This is a genomic window from Streptomyces sp. NPDC006602, assembly GCF_042870385.1.
In the GTDB taxonomy this organism is placed as follows: domain Bacteria; phylum Actinomycetota; class Actinomycetes; order Streptomycetales; family Streptomycetaceae; genus Streptomyces.
In genome coordinates, this window is the sequence record NZ_JBIAHG010000003.1 from 45,444 (window position 1) to 58,549 (window position 13,106).

Annotated in this window: 15 protein-coding genes; 6 read left to right on the top strand and 9 right to left on the bottom strand. The window is 70.8% G+C overall.

Annotation, left to right across the window (positions count from 1 at the left end; translation table 11 throughout):
• Positions 1–72: 72 nt before the first annotated feature.
• The 4 genes from ACFYO2_RS08935 to ACFYO2_RS08950 form a co-directional block, all read right to left on the bottom strand.
• Entirely contained in the window at positions 73–1,773 is a 1,701-nt protein-coding gene (locus ACFYO2_RS08935; protein WP_388346207.1) for a methylmalonyl-CoA mutase, read from the bottom strand.
• 104 nt (positions 1,774–1,877) lie between these two features.
• Positions 1,878–2,216: a DUF3817 domain-containing protein gene (locus tag ACFYO2_RS08940; protein ID WP_388346209.1), complete on the bottom strand. Its 339-nt coding sequence runs from the start codon at positions 2,214–2,216 to the stop codon at positions 1,878–1,880.
• An 83-nt stretch (positions 2,217–2,299) separates the two neighbouring features.
• Positions 2,300–2,809 carry a MarR family winged helix-turn-helix transcriptional regulator gene (locus ACFYO2_RS08945; RefSeq protein WP_388346212.1) on the bottom strand — a complete coding sequence of 170 codons (510 nt, stop codon included), beginning with the start codon at positions 2,807–2,809 and terminating at the stop codon, positions 2,300–2,302.
• Positions 2,810–2,819: 10 nt separating this feature from the next.
• On the bottom strand, positions 2,820–4,085 hold the full coding sequence (locus tag ACFYO2_RS08950) for an MFS transporter (protein WP_388346215.1): 1,266 nt from the start codon (positions 4,083–4,085) through the stop codon (positions 2,820–2,822).
• An 82-nt stretch (positions 4,086–4,167) separates the two neighbouring features.
• Here ACFYO2_RS08950 and ACFYO2_RS08955 point away from each other — a divergent pair, with 82 nt between their 5' ends.
• A complete protein-coding gene (locus ACFYO2_RS08955; protein WP_388346218.1) occupies positions 4,168–5,148 on the top strand; it encodes a DUF5937 family protein in 981 nt (326 codons plus the stop codon).
• Between the two features lie 60 nt (positions 5,149–5,208).
• Here ACFYO2_RS08955 and ACFYO2_RS08960 read toward each other — a convergent pair whose 3' ends face one another.
• Positions 5,209–5,502 (bottom strand): MTH1187 family thiamine-binding protein, encoded by a 294-nt coding sequence (locus tag ACFYO2_RS08960; RefSeq protein WP_030672233.1) that lies wholly within the window; start codon positions 5,500–5,502, stop codon positions 5,209–5,211.
• Complete coding sequence (locus ACFYO2_RS08965) at positions 5,499–5,849, bottom strand: DUF3817 domain-containing protein (RefSeq protein ID WP_388346221.1); 351 nt, start codon at positions 5,847–5,849, stop codon at positions 5,499–5,501. The genes ACFYO2_RS08960 and ACFYO2_RS08965 overlap by 4 nt, the downstream gene beginning before the upstream one ends.
• A gap of 179 nt (positions 5,850–6,028) precedes the next feature.
• Here ACFYO2_RS08965 and ACFYO2_RS08970 point away from each other — a divergent pair, with 179 nt between their 5' ends.
• The 4 genes from ACFYO2_RS08970 to ACFYO2_RS08985 all read left to right on the top strand — a co-directional run bounded on the left by ACFYO2_RS08970 (position 6,029) and on the right by ACFYO2_RS08985 (position 8,683).
• Positions 6,029–6,661, top strand: coding sequence for an AIM24 family protein (locus ACFYO2_RS08970; RefSeq protein ID WP_388346224.1), 633 nt, complete (start codon positions 6,029–6,031; stop codon positions 6,659–6,661).
• Between the two features lies 1 nt (position 6,662).
• A complete protein-coding gene (locus ACFYO2_RS08975; protein WP_388346226.1) occupies positions 6,663–7,313 on the top strand; it encodes an AIM24 family protein in 651 nt (216 codons plus the stop codon).
• A 2-nt stretch (positions 7,314–7,315) separates the two neighbouring features.
• Entirely contained in the window at positions 7,316–8,110 is a 795-nt protein-coding gene (locus ACFYO2_RS08980; RefSeq protein WP_388346229.1) for an AIM24 family protein, read from the top strand.
• A 96-nt stretch (positions 8,111–8,206) separates the two neighbouring features.
• Positions 8,207–8,683, top strand: coding sequence for a MarR family winged helix-turn-helix transcriptional regulator (locus tag ACFYO2_RS08985; protein ID WP_388346232.1), 477 nt, complete (start codon positions 8,207–8,209; stop codon positions 8,681–8,683).
• A gap of 34 nt (positions 8,684–8,717) precedes the next feature.
• Here ACFYO2_RS08985 and ACFYO2_RS08990 read toward each other — a convergent pair whose 3' ends face one another.
• Both ACFYO2_RS08990 and ACFYO2_RS08995 read right to left on the bottom strand, forming a co-directional pair.
• Positions 8,718–10,160 carry a sensor histidine kinase gene (locus ACFYO2_RS08990; protein ID WP_388346235.1) on the bottom strand — a complete coding sequence of 481 codons (1,443 nt, stop codon included), beginning with the start codon at positions 10,158–10,160 and terminating at the stop codon, positions 8,718–8,720.
• A complete protein-coding gene (locus ACFYO2_RS08995; RefSeq protein WP_388346237.1) occupies positions 10,157–10,882 on the bottom strand; it encodes a response regulator transcription factor in 726 nt (241 codons plus the stop codon). The genes ACFYO2_RS08990 and ACFYO2_RS08995 overlap by 4 nt, the downstream gene beginning before the upstream one ends.
• A gap of 127 nt (positions 10,883–11,009) precedes the next feature.
• Between ACFYO2_RS08995 and ACFYO2_RS09000 the strand changes: the two genes are divergently transcribed.
• On the top strand, positions 11,010–11,660 hold the full coding sequence (locus ACFYO2_RS09000) for a PepSY domain-containing protein (protein WP_388346240.1): 651 nt from the start codon (positions 11,010–11,012) through the stop codon (positions 11,658–11,660).
• 24 nt (positions 11,661–11,684) lie between these two features.
• Here ACFYO2_RS09000 and ACFYO2_RS09005 read toward each other — a convergent pair whose 3' ends face one another.
• The gene (locus tag ACFYO2_RS09005; RefSeq protein WP_388346243.1) at positions 11,685–12,983 is read right to left on the bottom strand and encodes an MFS transporter; all 1,299 of its coding nucleotides are present in this window, start codon (positions 12,981–12,983) and stop codon (positions 11,685–11,687) included.
• Between the last annotated feature and the right edge of the window lie 123 nt (positions 12,984–13,106).

Below are 13,106 nucleotides of genomic sequence, written 5' to 3' on the forward strand. Positions count from 1 at the left end.
GATCCCAGCCCACAGTGCCCTCCTCCGCGGCCCGTCCTGGCGCGTGGGGTCGGCACCGGAGCTGGTGTCGTTTCAGAACCCGGCCGGCTCGGTGTATACCCCCCACTCGTCCCGCAGCACCCCGCAGATCTCACCGAGCGTCGCCTCGGCCCGTACGGCGTCGAGCATCGGCTCGATCATGTTGGCGCCGTCCCGGGCCGCCGCGACCATCGCGTCCAGGGCGGCCCGCACCCTCGCCTCGTCGCGGGCGGCCTTCCGTGCTCCCAGCGCCCGTACCTGCTCGCGCTCCACCTCGTGGCTGACGCGCAGGATCTCCAGGTCGCCGGTCACGGAACCAGTGTGGACGTTGACGCCCACCACCTTCTTGTCGCCCTTCTCCAGAGCCTGTTGGTAGCGGAAGGCGGACTCGGCGATCTCGCCGGTGAACCAGCCGTCCTCGATGCCGCGCAGGATGCCGGAGGTGATGGGACCGATGGGGTGCTGCCCGTCGGGGTGGGCCCTCAGGCCCCGCTCCCTGATCTGGTCGAAGATCTTCTCGGCATCCGCCTCGATGCGGTCCGTAAGCTGCTCGACATACCACGAACCGCCCAGCGGATCGGCCACGTTGGCGACGCCGGTCTCCTCCATCAGCACCTGCTGCGTGCGCAGCGCGATCTCGGCGGCCTGCTCACTCGGCAGGGCCAGCGTCTCGTCCAGCGCGTTGGTGTGGAGGGAGTTGGTGCCGCCAAGGACTGCCGCGAGCGCCTCAACCGCCGTACGCACCACGTTGTTGTACGGCTGCTGGGCGGTCAGCGAGACACCGGCCGTCTGGGTGTGGAAGCGCAGCCACTGGGCCTTGTCGGCCTGCGCGCCGTACACGTCCCGCATCCACCGAGCCCAAATACGGCGTGCCGCACGGAACTTGGCGATCTCCTCGAAGAAGTCGAGGTGCGCGTCGAAGAAGAAGGACAGGCCGGGGGCGAAGACATCGACGTCGAGCCCGCGCGACAGCCCCAGTTCCACGTACCCGAAGCCGTCCGCCAGCGTGTACGCCAGTTCCTGCGCGGCCGTCGAACCGGCCTCGCGGATGTGGTAGCCGGAGACGGACAGCGGCTTGTAGTCGGGGATGCCGGCCGCGCAGTACTCCATCAGGTCGCCGATGAGGCGCAGGTGCGGCTCGGGCTGGAAGAGCCACTCCTTCTGGGCGATGTACTCCTTGAAGATGTCCGTCTGGAGCGTGCCGTTGAGGACGACCGGGTCGATGCCCTGCCGTTCGGCGGCGACGAGGTACATGCAGAAGACGGGTACGGCGGGCCCGGAGATCGTCATGGAGGTGGTGACATCGCCCAGGGGGATGTCCTTGAAGAGGACCTCCATGTCGGCGGCCGAGTCGATGGCGACACCACAGTGCCCGACCTCGCCGAGCGAGCGCGGGTCGTCGGAGTCGCGCCCCATCAGGGTCGGCATGTCGAAGGCCACGGACAGTCCCCCGCCGCCGTTGGCGAGGATCATCTTGTAGCGCTCGTTGGTCTGCTCGGCGTTCCCGAACCCGGCGAACTGCCGGATGGTCCAGGTACGGCCGCGGTAGCCCGTCGCGTACAGGCCGCGGGTGAAGGGGTACTCCCCCGGCCAGCCGATCCGCTCGAAGCCCTCGTAGCTGTCCCCTGACCTTGGCCCGTACACCGGCTCGACGGGATCCCCGGAGAGCGTGGTGAAGTCCGCCTCACGCGTACGTGAAGCGTCGTACCGGGCCTGCCAGCGTCGGCGGCCCTCTTCGATCGCGTCAGCGTCCATGCCTCAAATTTACTAGGACATCCTAGTAACTGTCGATGGCAGACCGCCGTACGCAACCCGTACGGCGGTGCGGCGGCGAGGTGCGGCGCGGCGGCGAGGTGCGGTTACGCCTTGGCGACCGCCGGAGAGTCCTCGGCGATCTTCCCCTCCAGCTCGCGGCTGACCTTCCGCTCCACGAAGAAGGCGGCCGTGGGGATCGTCCCGGCCAGCAGCACCCACAGCTGCTTGGCGACCGGCCACTTCGCCTTCGAGCCCAGGTCGAACGCGAAGACCAGGTAGACGACGTACAGCCAGCCGTGCGCGATGCCCACGACGCGGGTGAAGTCGTCCGCCCCGTCCATCTTGAGCAGGTACTTGGCGATCACGCCCAGGGTCAGCAGGACCAGCAGCACACCGGTGACGTAGGCCATGACGCGGTAGCGGGTCAGCACGGACTTTTTCATGCGTACGAGCGTAACCACCCGCTTCGGGAGATCTTGCCCGGGGTCAGCCGTCGTCGACCGGCGTCAGCCCTCGTCGACCTGGGTCAGCCCTCGTCGAAGTCGTGCGCCGCCACCCGCAGCGGCCGCAGCATCGCGAAGATCTCCGCGCACTCCTCGGCGTCGTACACGCCGAGCCCGAAATCCATCACCATCAGGTCGCGGGTGGCCGCCTCGACCACCTCGCGCCCCTTGTCGGTGATGGCGGCCAGCGTGCCGCGCCCGTCGTTCGGGTTGGGCTTCTTGTCGACCAGGCCCGACTTGACCAGCCGGTCCACGGTGTTCGTCACGGAGGTGGGGTGCACCATGAGCCGCTCACCGATCTTGGACATGGTCAGCTCGCCGGCCTTGGAGAAGGTGAGCAGGACCAGCGCCTCGTACCGCGCGAACGTCAGTCCGTACGGCTTGACCACCGCGTCGACCTCGGCGAGCAGGATCTGGTGGGCGCGCATGATCGAGGTGATCGCGGCCATGGACGGCACGTTTCCCCAGCGCCGCTTCCAGAGTTCGTCGGCGCGGGCGATGGGATCGAACGGAAGACTGAGGGGCTTCGGCACGGCAAAGACCTTACCGGCCGGTCACATCGTGGTCAGCCCCGTCTCGCCCCTCGGTCCGCCGGACTTCCAGGGCCAGCAGCACACAGCACACCGTTCCCAGCGCTCCCGCTCCCGTCACCGTGGCGGCCACCCCGGCGAACTCCGCCGCCACGCCTGCGAGCGCCATGCCCACTCCCTGGATCGTCATCAGCCCGGCGGTCATCAGGGTCATGGCCCGCCCGCGCAGTTCCTGAGGCACCTCCCGTACGAACCACTGGTCCAGGCCCAGCGTGTACGCCGATCCCGCCCCCGAGACCACCAGGAGCAGCAGCGAGACGGCGAGGCCGGGGCCCAGCGCGTAGCCGAGGTACGGCAGCAGCGTGCAGCAGACCAGCGGGAGGGCGATCCGTTCCCGGGTGGCGGGGCGCAGCCGGGAGCCCGCGTACAGCTCGCCGGCGATCGTGCCGACCGGCAACGCGCACATCAGCAGGCCGAGCCCGACGGAGCCGGCCCCCAGCGTGTCGGCGTACGGGGCGGCCAGCGCCTCCGGGGCGACGGAGAACATCGGCGGCAGCCAGAACATCAGGAGCAGCACCCGCACCCGCCGGTCGGCGAGCACCTGCCGGGCTCCCTTGAGGGAGTCCTTGACCAGCGCGCTCCCGTTCCCGGCCCGGGCCGGCCGGCGCCTGGTGCCGAAGCGGAGCAGCGCGGCCGAGGCGCAGAAGGTGCCCACGGTGATCAGCAAGGCGTGGCGCGGGGAGACGACGGTGAGCAGCAGGCCGCCGAGCCCGAATCCGACCAGCAGCGCGCTCTGCGAGACGATCCGCAGCAGGGACCGTCCGAGCACGAACAGGTCGCCGTCGCCCAGGATGTCGGCGAGCGTGGCCATCCGGGTCCCCTGGAACACCGGCGAGACGACGGCGACGCAGCAGCGGAGCAGCAGCAGTACGGCGATGGGGGCGCCCGGTGCCGCCATCGGCGCGACGCACGCGGCGCACGCCAGGTCGCACAGCACCAGCACGCGCCGGGCCGGGAACCGGTCGGCGATCCCCGCGAGCAGCGTCCCGCCGATCAGATACGGCAGGAACCCGAGCGCGAACGCCAGCGCGCTCATCAGGGGTGAGCCGGTGAGGTCGTAGACGAGGACGGTCAGCGCGACCTCGCTGACGATCACGCCGAGCAGGGAGAGCGCGTGGGCGGCGAAGACCGCGCGGAACTCGCGGACGGTGAAGAGGCGGGCGTAGCCGGTGGGTGCCGCCGCGTGAGTGCCGGGGGTGTCCGTCAGCTGTTCTGGCATGGACAGCAGCGTGCTCGCGCCGGACCGGGCACCCTAGAGTTTCGGCCGCAGCCGAATCTTCCGTCCGGATCAGGAGGTGGCCGTGCCGTCGCGACTGCGTTTCGGGGAGGACGACTTCCTCAGGTGCCGGTTCGCCGTGTCACCGCTGTGGGAGACCCAGGAGGTGGTGCGCACGCTGAAGCGGCCCGAGCGGCAGGGTTATCACGCGCACTGGCTGCGCCGGATTCGTACCGCGGCCGCGGGGCTCGACCTCACTCCTCTGTGGCTGCTGATGCCCCGGCGCGGTCACTCGCCCGACTGGCTGTGCCCGCCGCCGACGGGTCCCGTGACCGGTTTCGAGGAGGAGATCGCCGCGGTCCGCGCCAGCGATCCGGAGGCGGCCCGCGAGGACACCGCCCGGTCGCTGGCGGACTCCCCCGGCGCGCTCGAATCACCGCGCGGACGGGCCTGGATGGCGGACCCGGAGCGGATGATCCGGGAACTGTCCGACTCCATGGAGGAGGTGTGGCACACCCTCGTCGAGCCGGACTGGCCGCGGCTGCGCGCCCTGCTGGAGGCGGACGTGGCGTTCCACTCGCGACGGCTGGCGGAGGTGGGTCTGGGCGGGCTGCTGCCGGAGATCAACCGGCGTTGCGGCTGGAGTGCGGGGACGCTGACCGTCGAGTGGCGGGGCGAGCACGAGCGGAACCTGGAAGGACAGGGCCTGGTACTGATGCCGAGCGTCTTCAGCTGGCCGGACCTGGTCAGCAGCTTCGATCCGCCCTGGCAGCCGACCCTGGTCTACCCGGCGCGGGGCATCGGCGGCCTGTGGGCCGAGCCCGCCGACCGCACCTCCGACACGCTCGTACGACTCCTCGGGCGCGGCCGGTCCGCCGTCCTCACGGCGCTCGACGAGCCCGCCACCACGACCGCCCTCGCCCACCGGCTGGGCCTCGCACCGTCATCGGTGTCGGCGCATCTGACGGTCCTGCGCGGCGCGGGACTGCTGACCGCGCGGCGCTACGGCCATCAGGTGCTGTACGAGCGGACGCCGCTGGGGATCGCGTTGGCGGCGGGCGGTTGAGCCAGGTGGGTGTGTGAAACCCCGGCCCACGCGGACCGGGGCTCGGCGCTGTCGTGCGCGCTAGGCGGAGAGGTGACGCTCCACCGTCTCCACCTTGGAGGTGAGGCCGTCCGTCACTCCGGGGCGGATGTCGGCCTTGAGGACCAGGGACACGCGCGGTGCGCGGGCCTCCACGGCAGCCACGGCACGCTTGACGACGTCCATGACCTCGTCCCACTCGCCCTCTATCGACGTGAACATCGCGTCGGTGCGGTTGGGCAGGCCCGATTCCCGGACGACCCGGACGGCGTCGGCGACGTACTCCCCGACGTCCTCGCCGACGCCCAGCGGTGTCACGGAGAAGGCGACGATCATGCGTTCACGGTCCCGTCCTTCGCCTGGCGGGCGCGGGAGGCGATGACCGCGTCCTCGGCCTCGCGCCTGAGCTTGCGCTCGGCGAAGAAGCCGCCGGTGGGCAGCACGGAGAGGACGAAGTAGAGGGCGGCGGTCTTCAGGGGCCACTTGGTGCGGTTCCAGGCGTCCGCCCAGAAGATCACGTACAGGATGAAGAGGACGCCGTGGACCATCCCCATCACGGGGACCGCGTTGAAGTCCGTGGTCCGCTTCAGCACCGAGCAGAGGAGGAGAAGCAGGAAGGAGATCGCCTCGGGGGCCGAGACCAGGCGGAGGCGGCGGAGAGCGGTGGCGGTCTTGATGTCCACGGGTCACCTTCGGTGGGAGAGACGTCGGACGGCTTGTGAAGGGGAGCACAAACGCTTGCCCATTGTGGCAAACGGCTCCCCGGGGCGAGCGACTGCCCCCTAGGGGGGCGCTCAGGGTTGGGCTCCACCCTCAGGCCCTGTTGGCGGAGCCTCCCGACGGCTACCTTCGCTGCGTGGCGATGTTCCGACTTCAAGGCAGCAAGGTGCTCGCCGTCGACATGACCGGGGACGCCGTTAAGGCGAAGAACGGCTCGATGGTCGCGTACGACGGTCAGATGGACTTCAAGAAGCTCAGCGGCGGCGGTGAGGGCATCCGGGGGATGGTGACCCGGCGGATCACCGGCGAGCAGATGACACTGATGGAGGTGAAGGGGCACGGGACGTGCTGGTTCGCGGACCGGGCCTCGGAGATCAACCTCGTCGCTCTCCAGGGGGACAAGCTGTACGTGGAGTCGAGCAACCTGCTCGCGACCGACTCGGGGCTGCGTACCGGCACGTCCTTCACCGGGGTGCGCGGCGCCTCCCAGGGCAACGGGCTGTTCACGACGACGATCGAGGGGCACGGACAGGCCGCGATCATGTCGGACGGGCCGGCGGTCGTGCTGCGGGTCAGCGCGCAGTACCCGCTGACCGTCGACCCGGGGGCGTACATCGCCCACCAGGGCAATCTGCGGCAGTCCTTCCAGTCCGGGGTGACGTTCCGCACGTTCATGGGCGAGGGCGGCGGCGAGGCCTTCCAGATCCGCTTCGAGGGCGACGGCCTGGTCTACGTCCAGCCGAGCGAGCGCAACACGATCGCGGGGGATGTGTGACATGGCCTTCCGTGAGATCAACTCGAAGATGGTCGAGGCGACCGTCCTGCCCGGGCAGCGGCTGTTCAGTCAGCGCGGGGCGATGCTCGCCTACAAGGGCGAGGTGTCCTTCACCCCGAACATCCAGGGCGGCCAGGGCGGGGTCATGTCGATGATCGGCCGCCGGGCGGCGGGCGAGGCCGCCCCGCTGATGACCGTCGAGGGCAGCGGCACCGTGCTCTTCGGGCACGGCGGCCACCACGTCCAGGTCATCAACATGACCGGCGACACGCTCTACGTCGAGGCGGACCGGCTGCTCGCCTTCGAGGGCACGCTGGAGCAGGGCACGATGTTCATGGGCTCCCAGGGTGGCGTCATGGGCATGGTCCGCGGCCAGGTCACCGGCCAAGGGCTGTTCACCACCACCCTCCGCGGGCACGGCTCGGTCGCGGTGATGGCGCACGGCGGGGTCATCGAGGTCCCCATCACCCCGCAGCGCCCGGTCCACGTCGACCCGCAGGCGTACGTCGCCCACCACGGCGACGTGCGCAACAAGCTGTCCACCGCGCTGGGCTGGCGGGACATGGTGGGCCGCGGCTCCGGCGAGGCGTTCCAGCTGGAGCTCAGCGGCAACGGCGCGGTGTACGTCCAGGCCTCGGAGGAGAAACTGTGAGCATGTACGGGGCTCCGGGCGGCGGCCCGACTGTCCACGACCCCATGACCCTGCCGGTCGACGACAACGTCAACAACTACACCTTCTGCGTGGAGCTCAAGGGGAGCCAGTGGTTCCTGCAGAAGGGGAAGATGATCGCCTACTACGGCTCGATGGAGTTCAACGGCATCGGACACGGCCGGCTGGACGGTCTTGTCCGTTCGTCCTTCCATTCGCCTCTGCACGCGAGCGACTGGGTCGTGGCGCAGGGCTCGGGGAAGATGCTCCTCGCCGACCGGGCCTTCGACGTGAACTCGTACGACCTGGACAACGGCAACCTGACCATTCGCTCGGGCAACTTGCTCGCTTTTCAGCCAAGTCTCGCCCTCAAGCAGTCAATCGTGCCGGGTTTTCTGACACTCATCGGAACCGGAAAGTTCGTGGCGGCCTCCAACGGCCCGGTGGTGTTCATGGAACCCCCGATCCGGGTGGACCCGCAGGCGCTGGTCGGCTGGGCCGACTGCCCCTCTCCCTGCCATCACTACGACCACGGGTACATGACCGGCCTGATGGGCGGCCTGCGTGCGATGGCGGGCATCGGCGGGGCCTCCGGGGAGGAGCACCAGTTCGAGTTCGTCGGGGCCGGCACGGTCCTGCTCCAGTCGTCGGAGGCACTGACGGCCGAGCAGGCCACGGGGGCGATTCCGCATGAGGCCGGGGTACCCGGCGGTGGGGTTCCCGCAGGACCCGGACAGCAAGCCGGCGCACCGCGCCTTCCCGGACAGCTGGGGGACCTCCAGCGTCGCTTCGGGCTGTGAGCGGTAGTCTGCGGAGTGTGACGTCGAACGTGTGCGCGTCCGACGTCACATCACCCTCACTAGTTCGCCTTTCAACATTTTAGGTAGACTTCATTCATGGAGACCGAGACGGCCACGCGCTGGCTGACCGATGCGGAGCAGTGCGCCTGGCGCACCCACCTGGAGGTCAACAGGCTGTTGACGTACCAGCTCGAAAGGGACCTGCAGCCGTTCGGCCTGACAATGAACGACTACGAGATCCTGGTGAATCTGTCCGAGTCGGAGGGCGTACGGATGCGGATGAGCGACCTCGCGTCCGCCACCCTCCAGTCCAAGAGCCGCCTCTCCCACCAGATCACCCGCATGGAGAACGCGGACCTCGTACGGCGCGAGAACTGCGAGTCGGACCGCCGCGGTCTGTACGCGGTCCTCACCGAGCACGGCATGGAGACGATGAAGAAGGTCGCGCCGCATCATGTGGCGTCTGTGCGGAGGCACTTCATCGATCTGCTGCCCCCCGAGTCCCTGGTGGAACTCGAGAAGTCCCTGCGGCCCGTCGCGGACCACCTGCGGGGGCACCGGGGACGTCCGTGACCCCGATCCCTGCCGTCTACCGGCCACCGGCCAGTTAGACGAGCGGCAGGCGGAGTTCGAACAGAGCTCCGCCTTCCGGCGCTGTGCGGACCGTGAGCGTGCCGCCGTGCCGTACGGCGACGTCCCGGGCGATGGCGAGGCCCAGTCCGGCGCCGCCGTCGTCGCGACTGCGGGCGTCGTCGAGCCGTACGAACCGCTCGAAGATCCGCTCCCGGTCGCCCTCGGGCACCCCGTCCCCGTCGTCGGCGACCCCGACCACGGCCCACTCGTCCTCCTGCCGCACGGCCACCGTGACCGCCGATCGGGCATGCCGCCGCGCGTTGTCCAGCAGGTTGGTGAGCACCCGCTCCAACTGCCCCCGGGACCCGGCGACTTCCACCGCCCCGGACGCCTCCACGCTCACGCCCGTCCGCGCCGCGGCCTCCTCCCGCGCCAGCGCGGCGAGGTCGAGCCGGGCACCGGCCGCCGGCCGCTCCCCCGCGTCCAGCCGGGCGAGCAGCAGCAGGTCGGCGGCGAGGCGTTGCAGTCGTACGGTGTCCTCGACCGCCTCCTCCACGTCCAGCAACTCCGGGTGGGCGGCCCCGACTTCGAGCTGAGTGCGGAGGCTGGCGATCGGGCTGCGCAGCTCGTGCGATGCGTCGGCGACGAACCGGCGCTGGCGTTCTACGGAGGTCTCCAGGGCCGCCAGCGTCTCGTTCGTGGTGCGGGCGAGGCGGGCCACCTCGTCGTGCGTGTCCGGCACCGGGACCCGGCGGGCGAGGTCCTCCGAGGCGGTGATCGCGGCCATCTCGGCGCGGATGTCCTCCACCGGGCGCAGCGCGCGCCGGGTGACCAGCCAGGTCACGCCCGCGACGACGGCGAGCAGCAGCGGGAAGCCGATCAGCATGACGGTCAGCGCGGTGTCCACGGCGCTCTGCTCGGCGGACAGGGGGGCGCCGGCGTAGACGGTGAGCAGGCCCTGTTTCTCGGTCTCCACCCGGACGGCGGCGAAGCGGTAGTCGGCACTGTGGTGGTCGATCGTCGCGGAGCCGTCGGTGAAGACGGTCTTCTCGTGGATCTCGCCGGGTTCGAGGGATTCGGGGGAGGAGTCGTCGTCCGTGTCCTCGTCGGCGTCCTCGTCGCCGCTGCCGTCCGTGGGGGTGGGCGTGGGCGTGGCCGCCCGCGGGCGCACGGCGTCGGTGCCCGTGCCGCTGATTAGCTCCAGGTCCTCGCTCGCGGCGACGAGCCTGCCGTGCTCGTCGACGACCTGAACGGGCTGGTCGTCGTCGTCCAGGGACAGCTGCCCGTAGGTCTTCCCCCCGGCGAGGTGGGTCGCCACCGTCCGCGCGGAGCGGTCCGCCGCCGTCCCGGCCTGGTCGATCAGGTTGGAGCGCAGGGACAGCAGTACGGCGGTCCCGGCCGCGACGAGTGCCACCGCGACGACGAGGGTGGCGGCGAGGGTGGCCCGGGACCGTACGGAACCGAGGAGACGGCTCAACGTTGCTCCGTCTCCAGCCGGTAGCCGGCGCCGCGCACCGTCCGGATGAGCTCGGCGCGCAACTTGCGGCGCAGGGTGCTGATGTACACCTCGACGATGTTCGGATCGCCGTCGTACGCGAAGTCCCAGACCTGCTCCAGCATCTGGGACTTGGACACCACCTCGCCGGCCCGCACCACGAGCTGCTCCAGGACGGCGAACTCCTTGGCGGTGAGCGCGATCTCGTCGTCCGCCAGGAAGACGCGGCGGGCGGCGGTGTCGACCTTCAGATCGCCGTGGACGTGCACGGGCGAGGCGCCGGGACCCTGTGCGCGGCGCCGCAGCAGGGCGTTGATCCGGGCGACGAGGACGACGTAGGAGAACGGCTTGGTCAGGTAGTCGTCGGCGCCCGTGTCGAGGCCCTCCGCCTCGTCGTACTCGCCGTCCTTGGCGGTGAGCATCAGGATCGGCACGTCGTGGCCCGCGGCGCGCAGGGCGGCGCAGACGCGGTAGCCGTTGAGGCCGGGCAGCATGATGTCCAGGATCACGAGGTCGTACGTCCCCTCGGTGGCCCGGTGCAGACCCTCCCGGCCGTCATGGACGACGTCCACGGCGTACCCCTCGGCGGTCAGCCCCCTGGCGAGCGACAGGGCGAGCCGCTTTTCGTCCTCCACGATCAAGAATCGAAAGGGGTGACGCGAAGCGTCTCGAGCAGGGTGGTGGTGGGCGACGGGTGGGCGCATGTCCTAAAGGTTCGCAAAGCGAAGCTGAAGATCTCTTCAGGGGGCTTCAGGTGGGCTTCAGGGCCCATCAGAGAGGTTGGTTCTCGTCGGAACACAGCAAAGACGACCAACCCGGGAGGAACTCCCCATGAAGCGCAACATCGTCATCGCCACCGTCACCGCCGCGGCCCTGGTCGGAGGCGGTACGACAACGGCCCTGGCGGGCTCCGGCGACGACGGGGCGTCCACCGCGCAGGCGTCGAACGTGCGGGTGGCGGACGACGACGCGCAGGACAGCGGCGTACAGGACGACGACGGACAGGACGACGGGGACGACAACGGACAGGACGACGACGCCCGGCAGTCGGCGTCCGCCAAGGTGACGGCCGCCGACGCCCTCTCCGCGGCCGTGCGGCACACGCCGGGCACCGCGGTCTCCGCCGAGCTCGACGACGATGACGACGGGTCCGTGGCGTGGGAGGTCGACGTCCTCGCCAGGAACAACGCCTGGCACAGCGTCCGGATCGACCCCGGCACCGGAAAGGTCCTCTCCTCCCACGCCGAGCACGAGGACGACACCGCCCAGGTGCGGGCCGCCCTGAAGGGCGCGTCCACGTCGGCGACGGAGGCCGCGAAGGCCGCCGCCGCCAAGGGCAGGGTGACGTCGGTGGACCTGGACGAGGACGGCGCGTCCAAGGCCTGGGAGGCCGAGACCCGCGCGTCCAACGGTGCGGAGCAGGACTGGCTGATCAACCTGAAGACCGGCAAGGTCACCGCCGACCACTCGGACGACGACTGACGGCTCCCGAGCCGCCTGAGCGGCCTAGTGCCCGCCCGCCGGAGGCGCTGACCTGGTCAGCGCCTCCGGCGTTCGACGTGTCACGGCCGCCGCACGCCGGACGCCCCACCCGGAGCCGGCCGCGGCCGCCACCGCCACACCGCCCGCGGCCAGGAAACACACGCTCACCGGCAGCCGCCCCACCAGCAGCCCCATCGCCGCCGTCCCGCCCGAAGACCCCGCGTTCACGGCCGTGTTGACCCAGGCCCCGGCCCGCGTACGGAAATCCGGCAGTGCCCTCTCGTCAGCGATCAGGTACGCCGTCGTCAGCGCCGGGGACACGAACAGGCCCGCGCAGGCGACGGTCACGGTGAGGACGCCGAGTCCCGGTGCCAGGCCGGCGGCGGCGAGGGTCAGGCCCAGGCCCGCCGTCAGCAGCGGCAGCCGGACCCGTGCGGGCGTCCGCCAGTTGACCGCGCCGTTGAGCAGGCCGCCCACCGCACTGCCCGCCGACAGGGCGGCAAGCACCCAGGCGACCACGTCGTCCCCGTGGTGGCGCTGCTCGGCGTAGGCGATGACCAGCAGATCGACGGCGCTCAGCGCGAGCCCCACGCCCGCCGCCACGACCACCGGCTGCAGCAGGCCCCGCCCACCGGCCAACCGGCGCTTCACCCGTACGGACCGCACAGGCCGCGCTGACCGCGCGCCAACGCCCCGTACGTCACGCACCGCCGGTGACATGACGAAGGCCGCCGTCCCCGTCGCCACCAGCAGCGCGCTCAGCGCCACCCCGGCCGCCGGGGGCGCGAACCGCACCAGCACGCCCACCACCAGCGGACCGGAGACGAACAACAGCTCCTCCGCGACGCCGTCCAGGCTGTACGCCCGCTGCAACAGCCGACGGTCTTCGAGGAGTTCACTCCACACCGCGCGCGTGGTGGGGCCCAGCGGGGGCGCGCAGCAGCCCGTGAGCGCGGCGATGGTGCCGAGCACCACCGGGGGTGTCCCCGGGCGCCAGACGGCCGCCGCGAGCACGCAGAGCAGCCCCGCGTACAGCGAGGCCATGGGGATCAGGGCCCGCCGGGGCCCGTACCGGTCGACCAGGGCGGCTCGCAGGGGCGACAGGAAGACCGTCATGGCCCCGAACAGCGCCATGACGGTACCGGCGACGGCGTACGACCCGGTCGCCCGGGTCACGGCGAGCATCACGGCCAGGGAGACCATGCCGTACGACAGCCGTCCGACGAGGGCGGCCGCGAAGGTGCGGCGGGCGTACGGGACACGGAGAACAGCGGCATACGAGGGCCGCGCGGCACCGAGGGGCCGCGAAGAGGGCGCGGACATGCGAGAAGTTCCTCAACGGGAGGCAACGAGGGGACGCCGGATCCCCGCGACGACCGCGGCCCACTGCCGCCTGTCCGTCGCGGGCCTGGACGGCCCTTACGCCAAGAGGAGGAACATGCCGGT

Bases quoted from the DNA above. Each gene is read 5' to 3' on its own strand.
- ACFYO2_RS08935 (WP_388346207.1), bottom strand. From the start codon at position 1,773: ATGGACGCTGACGCGATCGAAGAGGGCCGCCGACGCTGGCAGGCCCGG.
- ACFYO2_RS08940 (WP_388346209.1), bottom strand. From the start codon at position 2,216: ATGAAAAAGTCCGTGCTGACCCGCTACCGCGTCATGGCCTACGTCACC.
- ACFYO2_RS08950 (WP_388346215.1), bottom strand. From the start codon at position 4,085: ATGCCAGAACAGCTGACGGACACCCCCGGCACTCACGCGGCGGCACCC.
- ACFYO2_RS08960 (WP_030672233.1), bottom strand. From the start codon at position 5,502: ATGATCGTCGCCTTCTCCGTGACACCGCTGGGCGTCGGCGAGGACGTC.
- ACFYO2_RS08970 (WP_388346224.1), top strand. From the start codon at position 6,029: ATGTTCCGACTTCAAGGCAGCAAGGTGCTCGCCGTCGACATGACCGGG.
- ACFYO2_RS08975 (WP_388346226.1), top strand. From the start codon at position 6,663: ATGGCCTTCCGTGAGATCAACTCGAAGATGGTCGAGGCGACCGTCCTG.
- ACFYO2_RS08980 (WP_388346229.1), top strand. From the start codon at position 7,316: ATGTACGGGGCTCCGGGCGGCGGCCCGACTGTCCACGACCCCATGACC.
- ACFYO2_RS08985 (WP_388346232.1), top strand. From the start codon at position 8,207: ATGGAGACCGAGACGGCCACGCGCTGGCTGACCGATGCGGAGCAGTGC.
- ACFYO2_RS08995 (WP_388346237.1), bottom strand. From the start codon at position 10,882: ATGCGCCCACCCGTCGCCCACCACCACCCTGCTCGAGACGCTTCGCGT.
- ACFYO2_RS09000 (WP_388346240.1), top strand. From the start codon at position 11,010: ATGAAGCGCAACATCGTCATCGCCACCGTCACCGCCGCGGCCCTGGTC.
- ACFYO2_RS09005 (WP_388346243.1), bottom strand. From the start codon at position 12,983: ATGTCCGCGCCCTCTTCGCGGCCCCTCGGTGCCGCGCGGCCCTCGTAT.